This is a genomic window from Streptomyces sp. CMB-StM0423 (genome assembly GCF_002847285.1).
GTDB lineage: Bacteria > Actinomycetota > Actinomycetes > Streptomycetales > Streptomycetaceae > Streptomyces.
The window spans coordinates 3,998,212-4,021,422 of the sequence record NZ_CP025407.1 but is presented as its reverse complement, the minus strand read 5'-3'; the positions used below and the strand labels follow the sequence as shown (position 1 = coordinate 4,021,422).

Genomic DNA, 23,211 nt, shown 5'->3' with positions numbered 1-23,211 from the left:
GCGTACGGGACGGGCATTCCACCGTCGACTCGCGGTGAACGCGGGAGCGACGAAGGGGGAGCCATGAGGCGACGGTGGGGGATCGGTGCGGGGCTGGCGGCGGCAGTGGCGGCGGTGCTGCTGCTCGCCGGCTGCGGCCAGCCGACGGACTACAGCGAGGTGGTGACGTTCACCGACGAACACGGCCGCGCGTGCACTGCGGCGGTGGTCGTCGACCAGGAGCAGAACGAGGGCGACGACTACGAGGTGGCCGGCCTCGACTGCGACTACCCCCCGAAGGGCCGGGAGCCGGGCCCGGCGGGCCGTCAGGCCCTCCCGGAACGGGACCGGAAGGACTGACGCCGGGGGCCGCCCCCGGAGCCGTCTCGGCCGCCGCCGGGGGCGGCCGCCCCCGGCCCCGCTCCCTCCGCCTCACCCGGCCGTCAGCCCAGGCCGTCGGGGACGATGCGGAGTTTCTCCGCGATGCGGGTGAGGGCCTTCTGGTCGGCCGTGTTGAGCGAGTCGAGGACGATGCGGCGTACGGAGCGCAGGTGGGTGGGCGCCGCCTGCTGCACGATGCCGAAGCCGGCGTCGGTGAGTTCCGCGAGGGTGTAACGGCCGTCGGCCGGGTCGGGTGTCCGTACGATCCAGCCGCGCTGCTCACAGCGCTTGACGACGTTGGACAGGCGGGAGAGCGACCCGCTGGCGAGGAAGGCCAGCTCGCCCATCCGCAGTTTGCGCCGCGGGGCCTCGGAGAGATGGCTGAGCACGAGGTACTCGAACAGGGTCAGGCCGTGCTCCTGCCGCAGCGGCGGCTCCAGCTTGCCGGGCAGCAGCAGGACGAGGGAGATCAGCCCCGTCCACGCCGCCTTCTCCTGCTCGTCGAGCCAGCGCAGCTCCGCGTCGTCCTCGTCTTCGCCCGTGCCGCTCATGGGCCCTTCCGTGCTGCTCATGGACCTTCCCGTCTCTCCGGCGGTGGCCGCCATCACTTTGCGCTTGAAGTCATCGCTTGCTAGTATCACTTTATGCGTGAACTCATGCCAGGGGAAGCGCACCCCTGTGGACAGGAAGAGGGAACATCATGAGCACCGTCACCTTCGGCGTCGCTCCGGGCTACGGCGAGAAGCTGAACAAGGCCCTCGGCTACAGCGGGGCCGTCCGCGTCGGCGACCGGGTCGAGATCTCCGGCCAGGCCGGGGTGGACGACGACCTGGTCATCCCCGACTCGCTGGCGGACGAGATCATCCGGGCCTTCGACAACGTCGAGCGCACGCTCGCCTCGGTCGGCGCCACCTGGAAGGACGTCATCCACGTCAACTCGTACCACAAGGTCGCACCGGGTGAGGACGTCATCGGTCCCGACCACAACGACGTCATGGCTGAGCAGTTCCGCCGTCGCCTCGGCGGCCGCGCGCCGATCTGGACCGAGACCGGCGTCACGGTCCTCGGCCTCGCCGCCATGCGCGTGGAGATCCGCGTCACCGCCATCGTCGGCTCCGGGGACTGACCCGCACGCCGGCACCCCGGACCCGCGACCGGGCCCGCGGCCCGGGCCGCCGTCCCCGCCTCGCCGGTGCCTGCCTGCGTCTGCATACACTGCACACCCCGGCGCCGGTGTGAGGAGGCCGTGACCCGTGGAGGCCACCCGGGCGTTGAGCGACGCGGACTGGCGGGCGCACCGGCCCGCCGTGTTCGGCGCCGCCTACCGGATCCTCGGGTCGGTCGCCGAGGCCGAGGACGTGACGCAGGACGTGTGGCTGCGGGCCGCCGAGGCGGATCTGGCGGAGGTGCGGGACCTGCGCGCCTGGCTGGTGACCGTCGCCGCGCGGACCTCGTACAACGTGCTGAAGTCCGCCCGCGTCCGGCGGGAGGCGTACGTCGGGCCCTGGCTGCCCGAGCCGCTGCCGACCGGGCCCGACGCCGCCGCGCAGGTGCTGGTGGACGAGTCGGTCGGCACGGCGATGCTCGTGCTGATGGAGCGGCTGGCGCCCGCCGAGCGGGTCGCGTTCGTGCTGCACGACGTCTTCGACTTCCCCTTCGCCCGCGTCGCCGACGTGCTCGGCGCCACCCCCGCCGCCGCCCGCAAGCTCGCCTCCCGGGCGCGCGGCCGGGTGCGGGCGGCCGGGCGGCAGCCGCACGCCTCCCGGGCCGAGACCGAGCGCGTGCTGCGGGCGTTCAAGGCCGCCGCCGAGGCGGGCGACATGGCCGGGCTGGTGGCGCTGCTGCACCCGGACGCCGTGTACGTCGGCGACGGCGGCGGCAAGGCGACGGCCGCGCGCCGGCCGGTGCGCGGGGCGGAGACGATCGCGCTGCTCGCGGTCCGTTCGGTACGGATCGCGCGCCCCGACGCCGTACGCCTCGTCGAGGTCAACGGGCAGCCCGCGCTCGCGGTGTACCGCGACGGCGTGCCCGTCTGGCTGGACACCGTGGACGTCGCCGGCGGCCGCCTCACCGCGATCCGCCGGCTCGCCAACCCCGACAAGCTCGGCCCCGTCGCCGCCCTCGGTCACATCTGAGCCCTCCGTCTTGTCTCCCTGCGGATCCTCGCCCCGAGAGGGTCCGTACCGAGCAAGCTGAGGAAGGACCACACGATGAACCATGTCGTGATCATCGGCGGGGGCTTCGCCGGCGTGTGGAGCGCGGCGGGCGCCGCGCTCGCCCGCGGGGACGCGGATCTGCGCATCACGCTCGTCGCGCCCAACGACCGCCTGGTACTGCGCCCGCGGCTGTACGAACCGGAGCCCGACCGCGCGACGGTGGCGCTGGACCGGATCCTGGGCCCGGTCGGCGTCGAGCACGTACGGGCGACGGTCGGCACCATCGACACCGAACGCCGCGTCGTCGTGGCGGACGGGGCGGAGATCGGCTACGACCGGCTGGTGCTGGCGTCCGGCAGCCGGCTCGTGCCGCCGACGGGGCTGCCCGGCGCCGAGCGGCTCTTCGACATCGACACCCTCGCCGGCGCCCGCCGCCTCACCGCCCACCTGCGCGGCCGCGACGGCTACGCCGCCGTGGTCGTCGGCGCCGGGTTCGTCGGCCTGGAGGCGGCGACGGAACTGGCGGCGCGTGGCCGGGTGCTGCTCGTGGACACCGCGGAGACGGTCGCGGAGCCGCTGGGCCCCGGGCCGCGCGCGGCGATCGAGGCGGCGCTGGACGAACTGGGCGTCGAGCGGCGGCTCGGCACCTCGGTGACGGAGGTCGGCGACGGCTAGGCGGTGCTCTCCGGCGGCGAACGGGTCGACGCGGACGCCGTGGTGTGGTCGACCGGGATCCGCGCCCAGGAGCTGACCCGGCAACTCGTGCAGGACCCCGGCGACCTCGACCACCTCGGCCGGGTGCCCGTCGACGAGTGGCTGCGGGCGCTGCCCGAGGTGTTCGCCGCGGGCGACACGGCGGCGGCGCCGTTCGACGCGGAGCACACCGTGATGCAGGCGTGCCAGCACGCCACGCCGCTCGGCAAGGTCGCCGGGTACAACGCGGCGGCGGACCTGCTGGGCGTACCGCCGCGGCCGTTCACCCCCGCCCCGTACGTCACCTGCCTCCATCTGGGCGGCGCCGGCGGGGTGTTCACCCGGGGCTGGGACCGCATGGTCATGGCGACGGGCGCGGACGGCGCCTTCGTCAAGGAGCAGATCAACGGGTACATCCACCCGCCGGTGGACAACGCCCGGGAGATCCTGGCGGCGGCCGACAGCGTCTCCATCGACCTGCCGTTCTTCCCGCGGGAGGACGAGCCGGAGGCGCCCGCCGCGGTCAGGTCAGCGAGGTGAAGTAGTCCCGCTGCGCCGGGTAGTAGTCGTCGAACGACGGCGCCGCGGTGCCCGCGGCGCCGTCGTGCGCGGCGACGAGCAGGTCCAGGTAGTACTCCCAGCCGGGGCCGACCTCGCCGACGCCCTCGACGGACGCGAGGTGGTGGATCAGGTCCAGCCGCGTCCCGCCGCCGGCCTCCGCGAGCAGCGCCTCCATGCGCCAGTCGCCGGCCTCGTCGACCATGGACACGGCCAGGCGGTGCGGCGCTTCGCACACGTCGACGCGCAGGTCGGACCAGGGCGCACCGTCCTCGTACGCCATCTGCACCCGGACCGTGCGGCCGGGCGCGGCGTCGCCCTCCCACTGGCCGAACCAGCGGACGGTGCGCTCGGGTTCGGTGAGCCAGGACCAGACGTCGGCGGCGGGGGTGCGGAACGTGCGGCTGAGCACGAGGTCGTGCCCGTCCGCGGTGCGCTTGAGTACGCCGGTGGGCCGGGGGGCTTCGCGGGGGGCTTCGGTTGCGTGGTCGTCGCCGGTCACGGTGGTCCTCCGTACGGTGTCGAGTGGGCCCCCGGGTCGCGCGCTCCGCGCGGCGTTCCCCCGCGCGAGCGGGCTGTGAGCGTAACGCATGGTTACGGACTTACGCGCCGTTTTCCCCGCACGCCGGCCAGTGCCACCAGCACCGCCGTCGCCGCCGTCAGCGCCGCGCACACGCCCGCCGCGACCTGGAACCCCGTCTCGAACGCCCCCCGCGCCGCGCCCAGCAGTTCGTCGCCCACCGGCCCCGGCAGCCGCTCCGCCGCGGTGACCGTCGCGCTCAGGTCGTCCTCGAACGCCCCGGCCGCGTCCGCCGGTACGCCCTCGGGGACCGCCCCGTCCGTACGCCCCCGGTACACCGCCGTGATCACGCTGCCCAGCAGCGCGATGCCCAGCGCACCGCCCAACTGCGGCGCCGTGGACGAGATCGCCGCCGCCGCGCCCTGCATGGTGATGAGGGAGCCGGCGAGGAGGAAGGCGTAGATGTCGACGGTCCACAGCAGTTGGGTGCTGCCGGCGCCGAGGTCGCGGCCGATGGCGGGCAGGGCGAGGTTGGTGACGGTCAGTTCGAGGGAGGCGAGCAGCGCGGGCAGCGCGAGCACGGCGAGCCCGAGCCACCGCCGCTGCCGGCCCTGCTCCTGCCCCTGTGCCGAGGTGCGGGAAGTGGTCATGCCGGCCAGTCTCAAACCTCGATCATAATCGAGGTCAAGAGCTAGCCTGCCGTCATGGACAAGCCCCCCTTCGACGCGAAGGAGCTCACGGTCGGCCAGCTCGCCGCCCGCTCCGGCGTCGCCGTCACCGCCCTGCACTTCTACGAGGGCAAGGGCCTCATCCGCAGTCGCCGCACCCCCGGCAACCAGCGCCGCTACACCCGGGACACGCTGCGCCGGGTGGCGTTCATCCGCACCGCGCAGCGGGTCGGCATCCCCCTGCGCACGGTCGCCGAGGCGCTGCGGACGCTCCCCGACGAGCGCACGCCGACGCAGGAGGACTGGGCGCGGCTGTCGGCGGCGTGGCGCGACGAACTCGACATCCGCATCGACCAGATGGTGCGGCTGCGGGACCGGCTGACCGACTGCATCGGCTGCGGCTGCCTGTCGCTGGAGCGCTGCCTGCTCCGCAACCGCGACGACCGCCTCGGCGACACGGGACCCGGCCCGCGCCGGCTCCTCACCCGCCGGCTGGCCCAGGAGACCCGGGTGCCGCCGGCGGGCTGAGGGTGTCCGTGCGCGTGGCCCGGTCCGGTGGTCGGCCGGCCTCGGCAGGTTTCTCCGCTTGTGCGCGGGCGGTGGCGACGGCCGGGCCGGTCAGTTGCCGGGTGTCTCCGGTGTGGCCTGTTCGGCCCAGATGACTTTGCCGTCCTGGGTGTAGCGGGTTCCCCAGCGTGCGGTGAGCTGGGCGACGAGGAAGAGACCTCGTCCGCCTTCGTCCATGGTGGCGGCGTAGCGCAGGTGTGGTGAGGTGAGGCTGTGGTCGTAGACCTCGCAGGTGAGCGTGTGGTCGCGCAGCAGCCGTACCTTGATGGGCCCGACGCCGTAGCGCATGGCGTTGGTGAGAAGTTCGCTGAGGATCAGCTCGGTGTTCTCCCGGAGGTTCTCCAGTTCCCATTCTGCGAGGAGTGTGGAGACGGCGGCGCGTACGCGGTGGACGGCTGCGGGGTCTGACTCGACGTCCCACTGGGCGACGTTTCCGCTCCCCAGTACGCGTGTTCGGGCGACGAGCAGTGCGATGTCGTCGCTCTGGACGGGCGGGAGGAGTGCGTCGAGTACGGCGTCGCAGGTCTCCTCTGGGGTCTGATCGGCGCGTGCGAGGGTCTGGCGGAGTAGGTCGAGTCCGGTATCGATGTCCTGGTCGCGGCGTTCGACGAGGCCGTCGGTGAACAGGACGAGTCTGCTGTTCTCCGGCAGGTGCAGTTCGACGGATTCGAAGGGCAGTCCGCCGATGCCGAGGGGGAGACCCGAGGGGACGTCCGGGAATTCCACGGTGCCGTCGGGGCGTGCGAGGGCCGGTGCCGGGTGGCCGGCTCTGGCGATGGTGCAGCGGTGGGTCACGGAGTCGTAGACGGCGTACAGGCAGGTGGCGCCGGTGATGGTGGTCTCGCCGCCGACGGCGACGGCTTCCTGGTCGGTGAGGGTGGCCAGTTCGTCGAGGTGGCCGAGGAGTTCGTGGGGTGGTGGATCGAGGGAGGAGAAGCTGTGTACTGCGGTGCGCAGCCGCCCCATGGTGGCGGCGGCGTGCAGTCCGTGTCCGACGACGTCGCCCATCACCAGGGCGACGCGGGCGCCGGACAGGGGGATCACGTCGAACCAGTCGCCGCCGACGCCTTCCTGTGCGGGGAGGTAGCGGTGGGCGACTTCGACGGCGTTCTGTTCTGGCAGGGTGCGGGGCAGCAGGCTGCGCTGAAGGGCCACGGCCATGCCGTGCTCGCGGGTGTAGCGGCGTGCGTTGTCGAGGGATACGGCGGCGTGGACGGCCAGTTCTGCCGCGAGGGAGAGATCGTCCTGCTCGAAGGGCTCGGGTTTCTCCGAGCGCCAGAAGTGGACGACCCCCAGCAGCACACCGCGGGCGCGCAGCGGCGCCGTGATGAGCGAGTGAACTCCGTAGTCCAGGATGCGTGCGGCCCGTGCGTGATCCACCTCCCGCCACCCCGGGGAGTCACGCAGCCGGGGTACCAGGATCGCCTGCCCTGTCTCGATGCTGCGGGCGGGTGGCGAGGACGGCGCGAAAGTGATCAGGTCGCCGATGGGGAAGAAGGGGTTGTCGTCACGGATACCGCTGACGGCCGTGCGCCGTATCCGCGGGCCGCTGTCGCCGGCGCGGCTGCCGGTCACCCCCGGTTCGTCACCGCGCAGCACGGCCTCGGGCAGGTCGACGGTGACATGGTCGGCGAAGCCCCGGACCGAGACCTGGGCCAGCTCCTCGGCCGTATGCGTCACATCGAGGGTGGTTCCGATGCTGCTGGTCGCGTCGTAGAGGAACTCCAGCCGTCGCCGTACCAGCTCGACCCGCTGCGACGCCTCGCCGATCATCTCCATCACTTCATCGGTGCGGACCGGTTCCTGTCCGACCACCGCGTCGACCACGAGCCGCGCGGATGCCGCGCCGACAGAGCCGGAGAGCTGGGCTTCCGCGTGATGGATCAGCTCCGGGGACGCCTCGGCTTCCGGTGAGTCGGGCCTCGTCCCCGGGTAGGCGCGCACCGCCCGCTCGGCGCCCTCCCGCCCGAGGAAGCGCTCCAGCATCGTCTGCAGGGCGCCGACCGTGGCACGGGCCTGCCAGCGCCGTTCTCCGGCGGGCTCCGCGAGGATGTCGACGTACTGCACCGCCTGCGCCCGCTCGGCGGCATTCGGCCGGTCGGCGAGTGAGACGGCGACATACCCGCCGATGTTCACCAGCGCGCTCCAGAACATCGCATGGCCGATCGGGTCCATTCCCGAAAGGCCGAACAACTGCTGCGGCCGGAGCGGCCCAATGCCGAGCGGGCCCTCATGCAAGAACGAGGCGGGCAGCAGCCCGGACTCGGCAAAGCTCGGCAGCAGCAAGGTGTATGCCCACATGACGAACCCCGCCACAAGACCCACCAGCACACCCCGGCGGGTGCCGTCCTTCCAGAACAGGCCGCCGAGGATCGCGGGCGCGAACTGTGCCACGGCCGCGAACGACACCAGTCCGAACGCCGTCAGCGCCCGCCCCTCGCCCGCGAGTCGAAAGTACGCGTAGCCGAGGAGCAGAATCAGCACGATGGCCGTTCGGCGGATGCCCAGTACCAGGCCGGTGAGATCGTCCCGACGGGTCAGCCGGGACCTGCCGCGCAGCAGCAGCGGCATCACGAGCGAGTTGGACACCATGGTGCTGAGCGCGATGGTCTCGACGGCGATCATGGCGGTGGCCGCGCTGAGGCCGCCGATGAAGACGAACAGCGCCAGTGCCTGCTGGCCCGCGACCATCGGGAGGGCCAGCACATAGGTGTCGGCGTCGGTGGCCTTTCCGAGCCGCAGAAGGCCGCCGGCTGCGAGCGGAAGCACGAAGAAGGTGTTCGCGAGCAGGTACAGCGGGAACAGCCACATCGCGCGTTTGAGGTGCTTCTCGTCGACGTTCTCGACGAAGGTGACCTGCCACTGCCGGGGCAGCAGCACGATCGACAGCATGGACAGCACGATGAACCAGACCCACGTGCCATAGCTGGTGTGCCCTTGCAGGGTGAACAGTTGGGTGAAGTCGGCATGCGCTGCCCGGGAGAACAGGTCGTCGAACCCCTGGAACATCCAGAAGGTCACAAAGATCCCGACCGTGAGGAGCGCCGCGAGCTTGACCACGGACTCGAACGCGACGGCGGCGACCAGACCCTCGTGGCGTTCTGCGGTGTCCAGGTGGCGGGTGCCGAAGAGGATGGTGAACGCGGCGAGCAGCAGCGCCGCGTACAGCCCGGTGTCCTCAAGCAGCGGAACCTGGCCCAGCTCCGAGGGAGCGGTGATCTCGGGATACCGGCGAATGATCTCAAAGGTGTTGGAGACCGCTTTGAGCTGGAGCGAGATGTAGGGAGTAATCCCTACCACGGCCATGATCGTGACCAGACCGCCCAGCACCGCGCTCTTGCCATAGCGGGCGGAGACGAAGTCGGCCAGTGAAGTGACCCGATGCCGCCGGCTGATCCGGATGATCCTGCGCAATACCGGCCAGCCGAGCGCGAACATGATCACTGGACCCAGATAGAGGCCCAGGAAGCCGATACCGGTCGTGGCGGCCCCGCCCACGTTGCCGTAGAGCGCCCATGCGGTTTCGTACACCGCGATTGACAGGGCGTAGACCGTGCCGTTGTTGATCAGGCTCCGGCCGGCGTCCGCCCTCCGATCGGCGTAGAAGGCCACAGCGAAGAGCAGAACGAGGTACCCCACCGAAACAGCGACGATGACCTCGGCCCGGAGCACGGCACTACCTTGATCTGCCGCCGATGACGGCGACCAGGCCGATCACGACCGCCCAGACGAGATACAGGTACGCCCAGAGAACCGGGACACCGAAGACCCGGTCCTTGTGGTCGAACTGCGCCAGCAGCGGTGGAACGACCAGCACGAACCCCAACGCCCCCACGGCCACCAGGCGCCCGGCCAGCCGGTCGTTGTCCCGTGACTCCGCCACGGCTGCCTCCACAACCCCATGTCACGCCTCGCCACGCACCCAGGTGTGTCCCGTGCCGATCACGGCCGCCGACACCGCCGTGCCCACACAAACGCCGCCCCAAGACGCTATCGGCAGCCTGCCGCACCATCGAAGACCAACACACCCACTCCTGCTCCCCTTGCAGGACGACAGCCCGCTCCCGGGCACCGACCCCCCTTGCCCGCCGGCCGGCCCGGGAGACCCGGGTGCGGCGGCGGGTGCGGAGGAGGGGGCGGACGCCTGACGCGGGTCCCCGCACCGGAGCGCCGGCCGCATGCCCGGCGCCCGGTGCGTACGGCCGTCGGCACCCGGCCCGTACGCGAACGCCGGCGCCCGCCCCCCGCCGCTACGTCACCCGCGCAGCTCCGCCCGCACCTCCCGCGCCGCCGCCACCAGGCTCTCCAGCGACGCCCGCGTCTCCGCCCAGCCGCGGGTCTTCAGCCCGCAGTCCGGGTTCACCCACAGCCGCTCCGCCGGAATCGCCCGCAGCCCGGTGTGCAGCAGCGCCACCGTCTCCGCCGCGCTCGGCACCCGCGGCGAGTGGATGTCGTACACGCCGGGACCCGCCTCCCGCGGATAGCCGTGCCCGGCCAGCTCGTACGCCACCTGCATGTGCGAGCGTGCCGCCTCCAGGCTGATGACGTCCGCGTCGAGGTCGTCGATCGCCGCCACGATGTCGCCGAACTCCGCGTAGCACATGTGCGTGTGGATCTGCGTGTCCGCGCGCGCGACGCCCGTCGTCAGCCGGAACGCCTCCGTCGCCCACGCCAGATACGCCGGCCGGTCCGCGGCCCGCAGCGGCAGCGTCTCGCGCAGCGCCGGCTCGTCGACCTGGACGACCGCCGTGCCCGCCGCCTCCAGGTCGGCGACCTCGTCGCGCAGCGCGAGCGCCACCTGCCGGGCGGTCTCGGCGCGCGGCTGGTCGTCGCGGACGAAGGACCACGCCAGCATCGTGACCGGGCCGGTGAGCATGCCCTTGACCGGGCGGTCCGTCAGCGACTGCGCGTACGTCGTCCAGCGGACCGTCATCGGCTCCGGGCGCGAGATGTCGCCGGCCAGGATCGGCGGGCGGACGTAGCGGGTGCCGTACGACTGGACCCAGCCGTGCCGCGTGGCGAGACAGCCCGTCAACTGCTCGGCGAAGTACTGCACCATGTCGTTGCGTTCGGGCTCGCCGTGCACGAGCACGTCGAGCCCGGCCTTCTCCTGGTACGCCACCACCTCGCGGATCTCCGCCGCGATCCGCTCCTCGTAGCCCTCCGCGCCGATGCGCCCGGCGCGCAGGTCGGCGCGGGCGGCGCGCAGCTCGGCGGTCTGCGGGAACGAGCCGACGGTCGTCGTCGGCAGCAGCGGCAGTCGCAGCCGGGCCCGCTGGGCCGCGGCGCGCTCGGCGTACGGTGCCGGGCGGCGGGCGTCGGCCGCGCCGACGGCGGACGTACGGGCCCGGACGGCGGGGTCGCGGGTGATCGGGGAGGCGGCGCGGGCGGCCAGTCCCGCGCGGTTGGCGGCGAGTTCCGCGGCGACGGCGCCGGTGCCGTGGGCCAGCCCGCGGGCGAGCGTGACGACCTCGGCGGTCTTCTGCCGGGCGAACGCCAGCCAGCGCAGCAGGTGCGGGTCGATGTCCCGCTCCGCGGCGGCGTCGAGCGGCACGTGCAGCAGCGAGCACGACGGGGCGACGTCGACGCGGTCGGCGAGCCCGAGGAGGGTGCCGAGGGTGGCGAGCGCCCGTTCCAGGTCGCAGGCCCACACGTTGCGGCCGTCCACGACGCCCGCGACGAGCCGCTTGCCGGGCAGCCCGCCGGCGGCGGCCAGCGCGTCGAGCTGGTCGGCGGCGGCGCCGGTGAAGTCCAGCGCCAGGCCCTCGACCGGCGCCTTGGCGAGCACCGGGAGGGCGTCGCCGAGGCGGCCGAAGTACGAGGCGACGAGGAGCGCCGGGCGGTCGGCGCGGGCGCCGAGATCGCGGTAGGCGCGCTCGGCGGCGGCGAGTTCCGCGGGCGTACGGTCCTGGACGAGCGCCGGCTCGTCGAGCTGAACCCACCCGGCGCCGGCCGCGCGCAGATCGGCCAGCACCTCCGCGTACACCGGCAGCAGCCGGTCCAGCAGCGACAGCGGCTCGAAGTCCGCGGGCGCGCCGGGCGCGGGCTTGGCGAGCAGCAGGTACGTCACGGGCCCGACCAGCACGGGCCGCGCGGCGTCCAGTCCGAGCGCCAGGGCCTCGGTCAACTCGGCCGTCTGCTTGGCCGCGTCGGCGGTGAAGACGGTGTCCGGCCCGAGCTCGGGGACGAGATAGTGGTAGTTGGTGTCGAACCACTTCGTCATCTCCAGCGGCGCCGCGTCCTGCGTGCCGCGGGCCATGGCGAAGTAGCCGGCGAGCGGGTCGGCCGCGACGGCAGCGCGGTGGCGGCCGGGGATCGCGCCGACCATGACGGTGGTGTCGAGCACGTGGTCGTAGTACGAGAAGTCGCCGGTCGGCACCTCGTGGACGCCGGCGCCGGCCAGCTCCCGCCAGGTGGCGCGGCGCAGCTCCGCGGCGGTGGCGCGGAGTTCGCCGGCGGTGACCCGGCCCTTCCAGTAGCCCTCGACCGCCTTCTTCAGCTCCCGGTGGTGGCCCTGCCGGGGGTAGCCGTACACGGTCGCCCGTGCCGCCGCGGCTGCGGACTTCGCTGTCACGGAGATCTCCTTCGCGAGATGAATCCCTGAGATCCCGGGACCGGAAGGAGAGGGGGAGGCAAACGCGAAGAAGGCAGCGCGGCGCGTCCCCGCCGGTCCTGCGCGGCGGGATTCCGCATGCCTGCCTGGTGCGTCACGTGCGCCGACCCGCCCTCGAAGGTCACCGGGATGTCCGCGCACGGAGGGCCCGCGCACGGGCAGCGGGCAGGTCTTCGGACTCGCGGGCAGGTCCGTACGCGACTCGCGCGCACGGGCGCCTACTGGCCGTCGCTTCCCGGATCCGGCGGATCCAGTGCGTATGACGGCGGTCGTTCCCGCTCACCGCTGCGGGGCAGTCCCGGATTCCCACCGGGTTCCCTCTTGCGACGCCACCGCCTGGCGGACGGGGCGAACCGGCTGCACGGGCCAGTCTAGGGCGCCCGTCCGACACCGGCCCGCGCCGCCGCCCTTGACCCCGACGCAGGGTCAACCTTCGAGCATGGCGCCATGACCACCGGAACCCCCGCCGTCGAGGCCGCGGGACTGCGCAAGGCGTACGGCGGCCGCGAGGTCCTCGCCGGCGTCGACCTCACCGTGCCCGCCGGCACCGTCTACGCCCTGCTCGGCCCCAACGGCGCCGGCAAGACCACCACCGTCCGCATCCTCACCACCCTCCTCGCCGCCGACGCAGGCACCGCGCGGGTCGCCGGCCACGACATCCGCCGCGCGCCCGCCCGGGTGCGCGCGGCGATCGGCGTCACCGGCCAGTTCTCCGCCGTCGACGGCCTCCTCACCGGCCGCGAGAACCTGCGCCTGATGGCCGACCTCGGCCACCTCGAACGCCCCCGCGCCACCGCCGTCAGCACCGGGCTGCTCGCCCGCTTCGGCCTCGCCGATGCCGCCGACCGGCGGGCCGCGACGTACTCCGGCGGCATGAAGCGGCGGCTGGACCTGGCGATGACGCTGGTGTCCGGGCCGCGGCTGATCTTCCTCGACGAGCCGACGGCGGGACTCGACCCGCGCAGCCGCCGCGAGTTGTGGGACGTCGTCCGCGAACTCGTCGCCGACGGCACCACCGTCTTCCTCACCACCCAGTACCTGGAGGAGGCGGACCGGCTCGCCGACCGCATCGGGGTGCTCGACGGCGGCCGGCTCGTCGCCGAGGGCACCGCGGCCGAGCTGAAGCGCCGCGTCCCCGGCGGCCACGTCGAGCTGCATGCCGCCGACGCCGCGCGGGCGGCGGAGCTGGCGCGCCGGCTGCCCGGCGCGGTGGCCGGCCCGGCGGGGCCGGCGGTCACCGTGCCGTACGACGGCAGCCTCGGCGCGCTGCGGCGGCTGCTGGCCGGGCTCGACGACGACGGGTCGGTCACCGGGCTCGCGGTGCACACCCCGGACCTGGACGACGTGTTCCTGGCCCTGACCGGCCACGCCGCCGCTGCCGAGGGGGTACGGGCATGAGCGCCCCCGGCACGTACGTCCTCCGCGACTCCGCGACCATGCTGCGCCGCAACCTGAGGCAGATGGCCCGCTACCCGTCGATGACGATCATGCTCGTCGGCCAGCCGCTGCTGTTCCTGCTGCTGTTCACGTACGTCTTCGGCGGCACCATGGGCGCGGGACTCCCCGGCGGCGACCGCGGCGGCTACCTCACGTACATCGCCCCCGGGATCCTCACGATGACGGTCGCGAGCGTGTCCATCGGCACCGCCGTGCTCGTCGCCAACGACATGACCGACGGCATCATCGACCGGTTCCGCACCATGCCCATCGCGAAGTCCTCGGTCCTCACGGGACACGTGCTCGCCGCGATGATCCAGACCGCGCTGGCGCTCGCGGCGGTCGGCGCGGTCGCGTTCGCGCTCGGGCTGCGGACGGACGCGTCGGCGGCGGACTGGCTCTGCCTCGTGGGGCTGCTGGCGCTGCTGTCGTACGCCCTGACGTGGTTCACCGTGGCGCTGGGCCTGGCCAGCCCGGACCCGGAGACGGCGAGCAACCTGCCGATGGTCTTCGTGCTGCTGCCGTTCGTGGGCAGCGGGTTCGTCCCGGTCGACTCGATGCCCGCGGGGCTGCGGTGGTTCGCCGCGCACCAGCCGTTCACGCCGGTCATGGACCTGATCCGGGGGCTGCTCGGCGGCGCGCCCGACGGCGCGGACGCGGCGTGGGCGGTCGGTTGGTGCGCGGCGCTCGGTGCGGCCGGCTACCTCTGGTCGCGCCGCCTCTACCGGACCCGCGCGGCGACCTAGGATGCCCCGATGCTGACCATCGGCGAACTGGCGTCGTACGCGGGCGTGACGGTCCGCGCGGTCCGGCACTACCACGCCAAGGGCCTGCTCCCAGAGCCGGACCGGGACAACTCCGGCTACCGCCGCTACGACGCCGCCGCCGTGGTCGAGCTGATCCGCATCCGCACCCTCGCCGAGGCCGGCGTGCCGCTGGCCCGGGTGCGGGAGCTGCTGCGGGCCGACGAGGCGGAGTTCGCGGCGGCGGTCGCGGACATCGACCGGCGGCTGCGGGCCGAGATCCGCGCCCGCCAGGAGACCCGCCGCCGCATCGCCCGGCTCACCGCGGGCGACAGCCTGGCGCTGCCGGCGGAGGTGGTGGCGTTCCTGGACCGGCTGCGCGAACTGGGCGTCGACGAGCGGATCGTGGCCGTCGAGCGCGAGGGCTGGATCCCGCTCGCCGCGCACGCCCCCGACCGCGTACCGGAGTGGCTGGCCCGCAAGCGAGCCCGGCTCGCCGACCCCCAACTGCTCGACTTCTACCGCACCCTCGGCCGCGCCCTCGACTGGGCACCCGACGACCCCCGCCTGACCGCCCTGGCCGACGACCTCGCCGCGTACCTCGCCCGCCTCTCGGCGGAACACGGGCGGGACTACGTCGCCGACGTCGACCTCGCGCCGCCGCTCGCGGAGCTGATGGACACGCTTGCGTTCGAGGCGGCGCCGCCGGCGCGGCGGCTCATCGAGCTGCTGGGGGAGCGGGGCTGGACGGGGTGGACGCGGCTGGAGCCGCTGGAGACGCGTCGATCTTCGGGGTGATGGGTACACATCACGTGGGGTCGACGGGACTCAGGAGGCGGAAGAGATGGCCGTGGAACGTCGATCAGTGCTGCCGGAAAGCGGGAGAGCGGGCAGCGGCGGGCGGGGGCGGACCGAGAGCAGGTCCGCGGGGTGGTTCGACTGGCCGGGGCTGAAGGCCGACCTCCGGGCCGCGGGACCGGACGCGGGCATCGCGCTCGTCGTCACCGGGGCGATATTCGTCTGGCTCTACGTCCGCGTCGGCAACGGCTCGTCCGCGACCGTCCAGGTCATGCCGCACCTCGCCGACGCCGACCGCTACTGGATGTACTGGCTCTGCCAGGCGTTCGGCTGGTCCGGCCTGCTGTGGGCGTGGATCACCATCGTCTTCAGCCTCCTGCGCACGGGCCCGCGCCCGCGGGTGCGCTGGCTGCCGCCCGCCGGGCTGGAGAAGCTGCACCGCACGACGAGCCTGACGACGATCGCGCTGATGTTCCTGCACGCCGTGATGTTCTTCCTGGAGGAAGTCCGCGGCAACGAGGGCGGTGCGACCTGGGCCGGCCGGCTGTGGGACGCCTTCGTCAAGGTCTTCGTACCCGGCGGCTACGCCACGGGCACCGGCCGCATCGCCATCCTCGTCGGCCTCCTCGCCTTCTACCTCGCGATCCCCCTGGGCCTCGCGTACTACCTGCGCCAGCGCACCGGTTCGCGCATGTGGCGGGCGCTGCACCGCTTCATCATCGTCGTCTACGTCCTGAGCGTCTGGCACACGCTGCTGTACGGCACGAACGTCTGGTACGACGGCGCCTTCCGCACCCTGGTCTGGGCCCTCCAGATGCCCATAGCCGCGATGCTCCTCCTCCGCCTCCTCGCCCCCGCCCGCCCCAGCGAACGCCTCCACCTCCGCGGCCCCCGCCGCGGCCGCCCCCTCCCGCTGACCGCCCGCGCCGCGGGCCGCCTGGCGGTCGTCGCGACGGTGGCGGGCCTGGCGGCGGTGGTCGCCACGGGCGTGGACGGCGGCCGCACCCCGGACGGGGCATCGCCGGGGCTGTGGCCGGAACGGTGGGTGATCTGGGCGGGGTTGCTGGCGCTGACGCTGGCGGCGGTCGCGGTGGCGCACCGGCTGCGGCCGTCGGCGGTGGGAGGCCCCGCGAGGGAGCGGCGGGGGGAGGCGGCGGCGGAACCCGGGGCGGGCTGAGGACGGGAGTGGGACGCCGCCGGCAGGGCCGTGGGGTGCCCCTGCCGGCGACGCGGCTGAGCGGCCGGGCCTGTGGGCCGGCCGGAGAGGTGGGCCCGACAGAGCCCCCGGGCCCGCGAAGCGGCCGGTCCGCGAGGCCCGTACGCCGCGGTGGCCGTGGTCACGTCGGCAGTTCCCTTGCCGCGACGGGCTTCGTGGTGGGGCGTTCCGAGCCGCCGGCCGGTTCCACGGTGACGCCCAAGCCGGAGGCGGTCGCCACCCGGCCCTCCATGAGCACCGCGCCGCCGTCGCCGTCGAGTACCCCGGCCGGCCGCATCCCGCCGCCGTCGTCCCCAGGGCGCTGCGCGCGGCGGGGGCGGCATCGGCTCGCTGTGGGGTCGTCACACCCCACATTCGGAGCCGCGGGCGCCGCGGATTGGTCGGAGTTCGGAACCGGACCGCGAGACCACCCGCGGGGCCCGGCCCCCCGGCGTTCAGCTACCCGGCGTGGGGGCCTCCGGGGGGAGGAGGCCCTCGGCCTTGGCCGTGGTCCAGAGTTCCGGCGGGATCGGGTGCGCGAACGCGCGTGCCGTGTCGGCCACTTCTGCGGGAGCGCGGGCGCCGATCACCACGCTGGTCACCGCCGGGTGGCCGAAGGGGAAGGCGATCGCCGCCGCGGTCGGGGGGACGGCGTGGCGGCGGCAGAGGGTGCGCCAGGCGGTGACGCGGTGGGCGAGGGCCGGGGGGACGGTGGCGTAGCCGTGGGGGGCTTCGGGGCGGAGGTCGGTGAGGAGGCCGGACTGGTAGACGCCCGCCGCCAGCACCGCGACCCCGCGGGCCGCGCACAGCGGCAGCAGCTCGTCGAGGCCGGTGTGGTCGAGCAGGTTGTACCGGCCCGCCAGCATCACGCAGTCCGGCCCGGGCGCCGCTACCTCGCGGAGGTAACGGGCCGCCACCGGCGCGTGGTTGACGCCGATCGACACCGCGCCGACCGTGCCGCGGGCGCGGAGTTCGGCCAGCGCCCGGTAGGCGTCCGTGACGGCGACGGGGAAGTCCTCGTCCGGGTCGTGGACGTGCAGCACGTCGATCCGGTCGAGACCCAGCCGCGCCAGGCTGTCCTCGACCGAGCGCATGACGCCCGCGTACGAGTAGTCCCGCCGCGGCCCGACGCCGGGCGGCGGGTCCGCCCAGATCGGCTGCGTGTCGGTGCCGCCGGGCACGATGAGCCGGCCGACCTTCGTGCACAGCGCGTACGCCCCGCGCGGGCGGGCGGCGAGCGCGGCGCCGGCGCGGCGCTCGGAGCGCCCGTACCCGTAGACGGGCGCGGTGTCGAAGAGCCGGACGCCGGCGTCCCAGGCGCGGTCGACGGTGCGGGCGGCGTCCTCGTCGGACACGGGCGCGAACAGGCCGCCGATGGAGGCGAGTCCCAGCCCGAGGCGGGTGACGGCCACGCCGGTATGTCCCAGGGGCACGACCTCGTCCGCTCGCATGCGCGGCTCCTCTCGGGGGCGTTCGGGGGGAGGCGGTCACCACGCGATGTCGTAGCCGCCCGCGCTCAGCGTCGCCGCGTCGCCGTCCCGCGGGAAGCGGTACGACAGCGGCGCCAGCAGCAGCCGGAGCACCTCCCGCGCCGACCGGTCAAGCCACGGTACGTCGAGCGCGGCGATCAGGGCGTCGACGTGGGCGGGCCGCGCGTACGCGAGCGGGCGGGCGGCGAGGGAGGGGATCTCCGGTGGGCGTACGTCGTACAGGTCGGTGGCCCCGCCCGCGTACCCCACGGCGAGCAACCCGCCGCCGGGGGACGCGTGCAGGCTGGTCACGTCACCGAGGCTGAACCGGCTCGGCGAGACGGGGGGTTGCGGCATCGCGCCGGGGCGGGGCACGAGGGTGGCGGCGTCGAGCAGGCGCAACTCGGCGCGCGCGTCCACGATCGCGCGCTGCCCGCGACCGGGCAGCGCGGTCACCGCCGCGACCCCTTCGACGGAATGGGCGGGCCGCAGCCCGCCGCCTTCGAGCCGGAGCACGTCGACGGTGCCGCGGCGCTGCTCGAACACGGCGAGGGTGGCGGGTCCCGCGAGGACGGCGCGGGTGGTGACGCGGCGGGTTGCTTGGGCGATGACGTGGTCGGACCCGGGGTGCTCGTTCACGTCTGTCAGCAGCAACCGGCGGCTGCAGACCGCCAGTCGGCCGGAGTATGGGTCGGACGCGAGGGCGCGCGGCCAGTCCGTGTCTGTGTGGGGCGGGTGCGGGGGTACGGCGCCGGGCGGGCGGTGCCTCGTTAGGGGAGCCGGTGTGCGGGGGTGTCGGTGAGGGGAGTGACCGTGTCGCTGGGGCTCCCCCCGGGCCACCCCGCTGTTGAGTGTGCGGGCCTGCGTCCGGTGTCAAGGGCGTCCCTTCCGCTTCGCTTCAGGGACGTCGCTGCGCGATGGGGCTTCGCCCCACCCTTGACACCGGACTCCGGCCCGAAAGACCGGCGGCTATGGGTGGCCCGGAGGGAGCGGGCACGCTAACGCTGCGCTACGGATGCCGTGCCCTGCCGACGGGGGCCGGGACACCGGAAGTTGCACCCACCCCGATCGCGGACGTGCGCCTAGACGAGGAGGCAGCCGGGGAAGCTCCGTTCCGGGATGCCCCGGTGGGCGTGGGCCGAAGACCAGAGCCGGGCCAAGCCCGTTCACGGTCAGGCACCGAGACGGAGGGGAGCCGGGGCCGCCTCATTCAGGGACGCAGGGGAGGACGGGTGCCGAAGGCCGGAGACGGGCCCGCCCCGTTCGCAGGTAGGCGCCCAGCCGGAGTTGAGCCGGGCAGTCCTCGTCCGGGACGCTCGATGGAAGTGGAGCCAAGGCCGGATTCGAGCCTGCCCCCCCGTCGTGGGCGTCAGGTCCAAGGGGAGCCGGAGCCCGGCCCGGTCGCCGGCGCGCCCGGCGGGGAGGGGCGGGGCCGGGGTCGTCCCGGTCGGGGGTGGGCCTCCGGGTCCGGGAGGGAGGTGACCACGGGATGCCCGGTGACCCGCCTTTACCGACGCTCCGCGTCGAAGGCTTGGGCGACGGCCAGGCTGTCCTCGTAGACGTGGTGCCGAGTGACAAGCCCGTCCTCGACGGTGAGGTGCAGCGCGAATCGGGCGCGATACGCGCGTCCGGTGGACCGCGCTGTCTGGCGGATCTCCCCGATCACGACCGCGTCCTCTCCGTCGACGAGGATGCGTTCGACCTGGGTCGCCACCTCTTCCGGTACGTGATGCTCGGCAATCTCGCGGAAGTGGGCCCCCGCGTCGCCCCGGGTGGACCGGTGGCGGATCCAAGGCGTGGCGGGACGACCGTGCTCGGCTTCGGGCCAGTCCAGCTTCCAGTCGCTCTGCTCCGCGTACAGCTCAGCGATACGGTCGGGATCGCCCTCGCCGATCCGGCGCAGCAATTCCTCAACCACCGAGCGCGTGCTCGCGGGCACGGATTCCGACACGACTGCCCCCTACGTCCTGGTCCGCGTCCGGGCAACGCGGCGAGATCAGCAAGCTTGCCCGCCCAGGCCGGCCGACACGATTACCCCAGGGGTAAGACAGGCCCTTCGCCCTCGGGTGGGTGCGTGTCGGCGCGCAAAAGTCGACCCACGCGGGTGATTTGCCCTGGTTCTGCGGGGGTGTTACCGCGAGTTTGTGTCGGTGACGCTTCCTCGGGTGGGTTGGGCGGCGGTGAGCACCTTCGGGGGTGGCTGCGTGCGCGCGAGTGGGCGAAACGCGACTCGCGTGGACGTTTTGAAGTGATTTGGGGGGTGAGGTGCCGCGAGTTGGTGCCAATCGCGTGCACTCGGGGGCGCCCGGGCTGTGGCTCGCGGCCGCGGAGGATGGTCGGTGCTCGTAACGGGGCAAAACTCGGCCGCCGTGGGGCATTTGGCCCAGTTTGGTGGCCTGGTGGCCCAGAGTTTGTGCCGGTGGCGTGCATGCGGAGCAGCCTGAGGCGGCTGGGTGCGCGGGGTGGGGAAAAGTCGGGCTTCGGGGCCTGTTTCGGGCTGGATCGGCGGGTGTTACCGCGAGTTACGGCGAGATTCGTCCGCTCGGGGCACGCCGTGGCGGCTGCCTCCTCGTCTCGGCGCACGTCCGCGATCGGGGTGGGTGCAACTTCCGGTGTCCCGGCCCCCGTCGGCAGGGCATGGCATCCGTAGCGCAGCGTTAGGGTGCCCGCTCCCTCCGGGCCACCCATAGCCGCCGGCCCGCACACTCAGGAGTGGGGTGGCCCGGGGGGAGCCCCAGCGACGCCCTTCTCCCTTCGCCGACCTCCCCGTACGCCGGCTCCCCCGACGGAGCGTCGCGAGCCCGGCGCCGTACCCCCGTACCCGCCCTGCACAGAGCACGACGTACCAGCCCCCACCCCCTACCGCCTGAAGTACTCCGACATCATCCCGCTCACCCACCCCGGCTGCCGTACCTCCGCCGGCAGGAACTCCCTCATCATCGGCTTCAGATCCACCACCGGTGTCCCCGACACCGCATCGAGCCCCACCACCCGCAGCTCCCGCCCCGCCACCCCCGCGATCTCGCACGTCGTCGCCCCCAGCCGGTTCGGTCTCCTCGGTCCCCTGCCCGCGAAGATGCCCATCGGCGGGAGGTCCGCGCGGCCCCGGTACGGGCGCGGTTCGTGCAAGGCTTCGGCGTCCGGTTCCGGGAAGCGGTCGAAGACGAAGAGGACCTCCACGTGGGAGAAGTCCTCCAGGCCCTGGAGGCAGGACTCGCCGAAGCGTTCGTCCACCGTGATCGTGCTGCGGACAGCACCCCAGTTGTCCGTGTTCTGGATGTCCGTCCGGTCGTTCCGGACCGTACCAATCGGCGTGATCTCGAAGCTCGGCATGGCCAGAGGCTATCCCCGCGCCCCACAAGACGTACCGAACGTGATGTCCGATTCCCGCCAGCCATCCGCCCCCGCCCCGATCATGCTGGCGGTAAACCGTCACGGTCGAGCGCGGGCGGATCTCCGAGGTACGTCCGTTCTACTGGGACACCCGCGCCATCGCCGACGCCTGCGACCCCTCCGCACCGCCAAGCTGATACCGGCCCGTCACCAGTCCCGGTTCATGAAGTACGACGGGCACCGCACGCCCTCCTCCTGCGCCTCGTTCAGCGCCCGCAGCCGCTCCCCCCGCACCGTCTCCAGGCCCGACCCCTCCCCCGGCCCGTCGCGGAAGTACGAGATCGAATCCCGGCCCAGGTCCTCCACCAGCAGCGGTTCACCGCGGGCGAAGGGCTTCTCGTCGTTCCACTCCACCGGATCCGGCAGCCGCACCGTCACCCGCTCCTCCGCCGACGGGGGTACGTGCCAGCGGATGCCGGTCAGCGTGACCTCCACCCACGGGAACCCGTCGGGCGGGTGCGGGACCTGCTTCACGGCCGCCACCGTGCCCTCCAGCAGGCGCTTCGTGCACGCGGCGTTCTCCAGGCGCGACAGCCCCTTGCCATCCGCATCGGCGTCCCCTCCCGCGTCTCCTCCGGCGTCCTCCGCGGCGCCCGCGTCCGCGTCGTCCTTCGAGATGCGGTCCGTCCCCGCGCCGCTGATCGTCGTGTACGCGAGCAGGCAGAACGCCACCACCGCCGCCGCGCTCACCACCACCGCCAGTGCCCGCCGTACCCCCCGCACCCGTCTGGCCCCCGGTGACTCCCCGGCCCAGCCCCACTCCTCGCCCGCGGCCTCCGCCCCCGCCGCCGAACCCGCTTCCGCCTCCGCCGCGATCAGCCCCAGCGCCCGGCGCAGCCGGGCCTCCTCCGCCTCCGTCAGACCCGGCACCTCACCCCACCTCCCTCTCCCGCAGCCGCGTGCGCAGCACCGCCGCCGCGCCGTGCAGGCGGCTCTTGACCGTGCCCTCCGGGATGCCCATGGCCTCCGCGATGTCCTTCACCGGCAGGTCCGCGTAGTAGCGCAGCACTATCACCTGGCGCTGCCCCGGCGGCAGTTCCTCCAGGCCCTCCGCCACCGCCAGGGCCAGCAGCCGGGCGTCCTCGGGGTGTTCCGCCGGGCGGGTCCAGCGGGCGGCGAGGCGGTCGCGCAGGCCCGCGTCGCGGGTGCGGCCGCGGTGCCAGTCCGCGGCTACGCGGGAGGCGACCGCCGCCGCCCAGGCGGCCGGGTTGCGGACGGGGGCGCGGTCCGGGTCGAGGTGCTGTTCCAGCAGCTTGAGCTGGACCTGCTGTACGCCGTCGTCGAGTTCGCCGAACGGCACACCGCCGAGCGCGAGCACGGCCCGTACCCGGCGCGCGTCGGCCGCGGACAGCGCGGTGTCCGCGGAGTGCGCGTGGTCCGCGCCGCGCCTGCCGGGCCCGCCGTGCGCCGGTCTGCGGCGGACTGCCATCGCGTCCCCTCCCTCGCCCTGCCTGCAACCGCGTCAGGGCTATGACGGAGTACGGGCACAGAACGTTCGCCCGCGCCCCACACCCGCCTCACCCCGGAACCACCGCCAGCGCGTCCACCTCCACCCGGAACTCCGGGCTCACCAGACCCGCCACCTGCACCAGCGAACTCGCCGGCGGCAGCGCCGGGTTCTGGATCTCGTCCCGTACGCGGCGGAACGCCGGCAGGTCGTCGAGGTCCGTCAGGTAGACCGTCAGCTTCACCACGTGCTCCAGGCCGGATCCCGCCGCCCGCAGCGCCGTCGTGAGGTTCGCGAAGACCTGGCGCACCTGTGCCTCCGCGTCGTTCGCGCCCACCAGGCGGCCGGCCTCGTCCAGCGGCACCTGGCCGGAGACGGCGACCATGGTGCCCGTGCACGTCACGGCGTGGCTGTAGCCGTTGACCGGCGGGGATCCGTCGGGTCGGACGATGTGCTGCATGCGCGTGCTCCGCTCGTCGATCACTTCAGTGCTCAGCTAGTCGATCAGATTCCGGCATCTCGAACCTACCTTCCGCACGAATCTTGCTTTCCCTCCCGCCACGGGTGATATCCGGACACGTCATCTTCCATTCC

The 23,211-nt window shown here is 73.6% G+C and carries 22 protein-coding genes, 1 pseudogene and 1 riboswitch; of the genes and pseudogenes, 9 read left to right on the top strand and 14 right to left on the bottom strand.

From position 1 onward, the window contains the following. Window positions 1-63: 63 nt before the first annotated feature. Window positions 64-339: a hypothetical protein gene (locus CXR04_RS17470; protein ID WP_234380293.1), complete on the top strand. Its 276-nt coding sequence runs from the start codon at window positions 64-66 to the stop codon at window positions 337-339. 83 nt (window positions 340-422) lie between these two features. On the opposite strand, the gene CXR04_RS17465 is transcribed toward CXR04_RS17470, so the two are convergent. Continuing rightward, on the bottom strand, window positions 423-932 hold the full coding sequence (locus CXR04_RS17465) for a MarR family winged helix-turn-helix transcriptional regulator (protein WP_101423326.1): 510 nt from the start codon (window positions 930-932) through the stop codon (window positions 423-425). A gap of 128 nt (window positions 933-1,060) precedes the next feature. On the opposite strand from CXR04_RS17465, the gene CXR04_RS17460 reads away from it, so the two are divergent. The 3 genes and pseudogenes from CXR04_RS17460 to CXR04_RS17450 all read left to right on the top strand — a co-directional run bounded on the left by CXR04_RS17460 (window position 1,061) and on the right by CXR04_RS17450 (window position 3,749). Beyond that, window positions 1,061-1,486, top strand: coding sequence for a Rid family hydrolase (locus tag CXR04_RS17460; protein ID WP_101423325.1), 426 nt, complete (start codon window positions 1,061-1,063; stop codon window positions 1,484-1,486). A gap of 127 nt (window positions 1,487-1,613) precedes the next feature. Then, a complete protein-coding gene (gene sigJ / locus CXR04_RS17455) occupies window positions 1,614-2,495 on the top strand; it encodes an RNA polymerase sigma factor SigJ (RefSeq protein WP_101423324.1) in 882 nt (293 codons plus the stop codon). Between the two features lie 75 nt (window positions 2,496-2,570). Further along, window positions 2,571-3,749: pseudogene (locus CXR04_RS17450) on the top strand (NAD(P)/FAD-dependent oxidoreductase). Here the strand turns inward: CXR04_RS17450 and CXR04_RS17445 are convergent. Further along, window positions 3,733-4,269: an SRPBCC family protein gene (locus tag CXR04_RS17445; RefSeq protein WP_101423323.1), complete on the bottom strand. Its 537-nt coding sequence runs from the start codon at window positions 4,267-4,269 to the stop codon at window positions 3,733-3,735. The pseudogene CXR04_RS17450 and the gene CXR04_RS17445 overlap by 17 nt on opposite strands. A 92-nt stretch (window positions 4,270-4,361) precedes the next feature. Continuing rightward, window positions 4,362-4,937, bottom strand: coding sequence for a hypothetical protein (locus tag CXR04_RS35955; protein ID WP_234380292.1), 576 nt, complete (start codon window positions 4,935-4,937; stop codon window positions 4,362-4,364). A gap of 54 nt (window positions 4,938-4,991) precedes the next feature. On the opposite strand from CXR04_RS35955, the gene soxR reads away from it, so the two are divergent. Then, window positions 4,992-5,483, top strand: coding sequence for a redox-sensitive transcriptional activator SoxR (gene soxR, locus CXR04_RS17430; RefSeq protein ID WP_101423322.1), 492 nt, complete (start codon window positions 4,992-4,994; stop codon window positions 5,481-5,483). A gap of 90 nt (window positions 5,484-5,573) precedes the next feature. On the opposite strand, the gene CXR04_RS17425 is transcribed toward soxR, so the two are convergent. The 3 genes from CXR04_RS17425 to metE form a co-directional block, all read right to left on the bottom strand. Next, a complete protein-coding gene (locus tag CXR04_RS17425) occupies window positions 5,574-9,194 on the bottom strand; it encodes a SpoIIE family protein phosphatase (RefSeq protein WP_234380291.1) in 3,621 nt (1,206 codons plus the stop codon). A gap of 4 nt (window positions 9,195-9,198) precedes the next feature. Beyond that, entirely contained in the window at window positions 9,199-9,405 is a 207-nt protein-coding gene (locus CXR04_RS17420; RefSeq protein WP_101423321.1) for a hypothetical protein, read from the bottom strand. Window positions 9,406-9,777: 372 nt separating this feature from the next. Then, complete coding sequence (metE, locus tag CXR04_RS17415) at window positions 9,778-12,096, bottom strand: 5-methyltetrahydropteroyltriglutamate--homocysteine S-methyltransferase (protein WP_101423320.1); 2,319 nt, start codon at window positions 12,094-12,096, stop codon at window positions 9,778-9,780. 204 nt (window positions 12,097-12,300) lie between these two features. Beyond that, window positions 12,301-12,480, bottom strand: a riboswitch (cobalamin riboswitch). A 102-nt stretch (window positions 12,481-12,582) separates the two neighbouring features. Here metE and CXR04_RS17410 point away from each other — a divergent pair. Genes CXR04_RS17410 through CXR04_RS17395 form a run of 4 tightly spaced genes read left to right on the top strand, consistent with a single transcriptional unit; the run spans window position 12,583 to window position 16,290 of the window. Then, complete coding sequence (locus CXR04_RS17410; RefSeq protein WP_101423319.1) at window positions 12,583-13,533, top strand: ABC transporter ATP-binding protein; 951 nt, start codon at window positions 12,583-12,585, stop codon at window positions 13,531-13,533. Continuing rightward, window positions 13,530-14,318, top strand: coding sequence for an ABC transporter permease (locus CXR04_RS17405; RefSeq protein WP_101423318.1), 789 nt, complete (start codon window positions 13,530-13,532; stop codon window positions 14,316-14,318). The genes CXR04_RS17410 and CXR04_RS17405 overlap by 4 nt, the downstream gene beginning before the upstream one ends. Window positions 14,319-14,327: 9 nt before the next feature. Further along, window positions 14,328-15,113, top strand: a complete 786-nt coding sequence (locus CXR04_RS17400; protein ID WP_101423317.1) for a MerR family transcriptional regulator — start codon at window positions 14,328-14,330, stop codon at window positions 15,111-15,113. Window positions 15,114-15,159: 46 nt separating this feature from the next. Then, window positions 15,160-16,290 (top strand): ferric reductase-like transmembrane domain-containing protein, encoded by a 1,131-nt coding sequence (locus tag CXR04_RS17395; RefSeq protein ID WP_442802386.1) that lies wholly within the window; start codon window positions 15,160-15,162, stop codon window positions 16,288-16,290. A gap of 160 nt (window positions 16,291-16,450) precedes the next feature. On the opposite strand, the gene CXR04_RS17390 is transcribed toward CXR04_RS17395, so the two are convergent. From CXR04_RS17390 to CXR04_RS17350, 8 genes are all read right to left on the bottom strand, one after another. Beyond that, the gene (locus CXR04_RS17390) at window positions 16,451-16,606 is read right to left on the bottom strand and encodes an anti-sigma factor domain-containing protein (RefSeq protein WP_442802385.1); all 156 of its coding nucleotides are present in this window, start codon (window positions 16,604-16,606) and stop codon (window positions 16,451-16,453) included. Window positions 16,607-16,763: 157 nt separating this feature from the next. After that, window positions 16,764-17,759, bottom strand: a complete 996-nt coding sequence (locus tag CXR04_RS17385; RefSeq protein WP_101423316.1) for an aldo/keto reductase — start codon at window positions 17,757-17,759, stop codon at window positions 16,764-16,766. Between the two features lie 36 nt (window positions 17,760-17,795). Beyond that, on the bottom strand, window positions 17,796-18,416 hold the full coding sequence (locus CXR04_RS17380; RefSeq protein ID WP_234380289.1) for a hypothetical protein: 621 nt from the start codon (window positions 18,414-18,416) through the stop codon (window positions 17,796-17,798). Window positions 18,417-19,284: 868 nt separating this feature from the next. After that, the gene (locus CXR04_RS17375) at window positions 19,285-19,716 is read right to left on the bottom strand and encodes a nuclear transport factor 2 family protein (RefSeq protein ID WP_101426437.1); all 432 of its coding nucleotides are present in this window, start codon (window positions 19,714-19,716) and stop codon (window positions 19,285-19,287) included. Window positions 19,717-20,636: 920 nt separating this feature from the next. Further along, window positions 20,637-21,110 (bottom strand): SAM-dependent methyltransferase, encoded by a 474-nt coding sequence (locus CXR04_RS17370; protein ID WP_101423315.1) that lies wholly within the window; start codon window positions 21,108-21,110, stop codon window positions 20,637-20,639. Between the two features lie 207 nt (window positions 21,111-21,317). Beyond that, on the bottom strand, window positions 21,318-22,040 hold the full coding sequence (locus CXR04_RS17360; protein WP_101423314.1) for a hypothetical protein: 723 nt from the start codon (window positions 22,038-22,040) through the stop codon (window positions 21,318-21,320). A gap of 1 nt (window position 22,041) precedes the next feature. Next, entirely contained in the window at window positions 22,042-22,599 is a 558-nt protein-coding gene (locus CXR04_RS17355) for an RNA polymerase sigma factor (RefSeq protein ID WP_234380288.1), read from the bottom strand. Between the two features lie 88 nt (window positions 22,600-22,687). Then, window positions 22,688-23,077: a RidA family protein gene (locus CXR04_RS17350; RefSeq protein ID WP_101426435.1), complete on the bottom strand. Its 390-nt coding sequence runs from the start codon at window positions 23,075-23,077 to the stop codon at window positions 22,688-22,690. Window positions 23,078-23,211 lie beyond the last annotated feature (134 nt).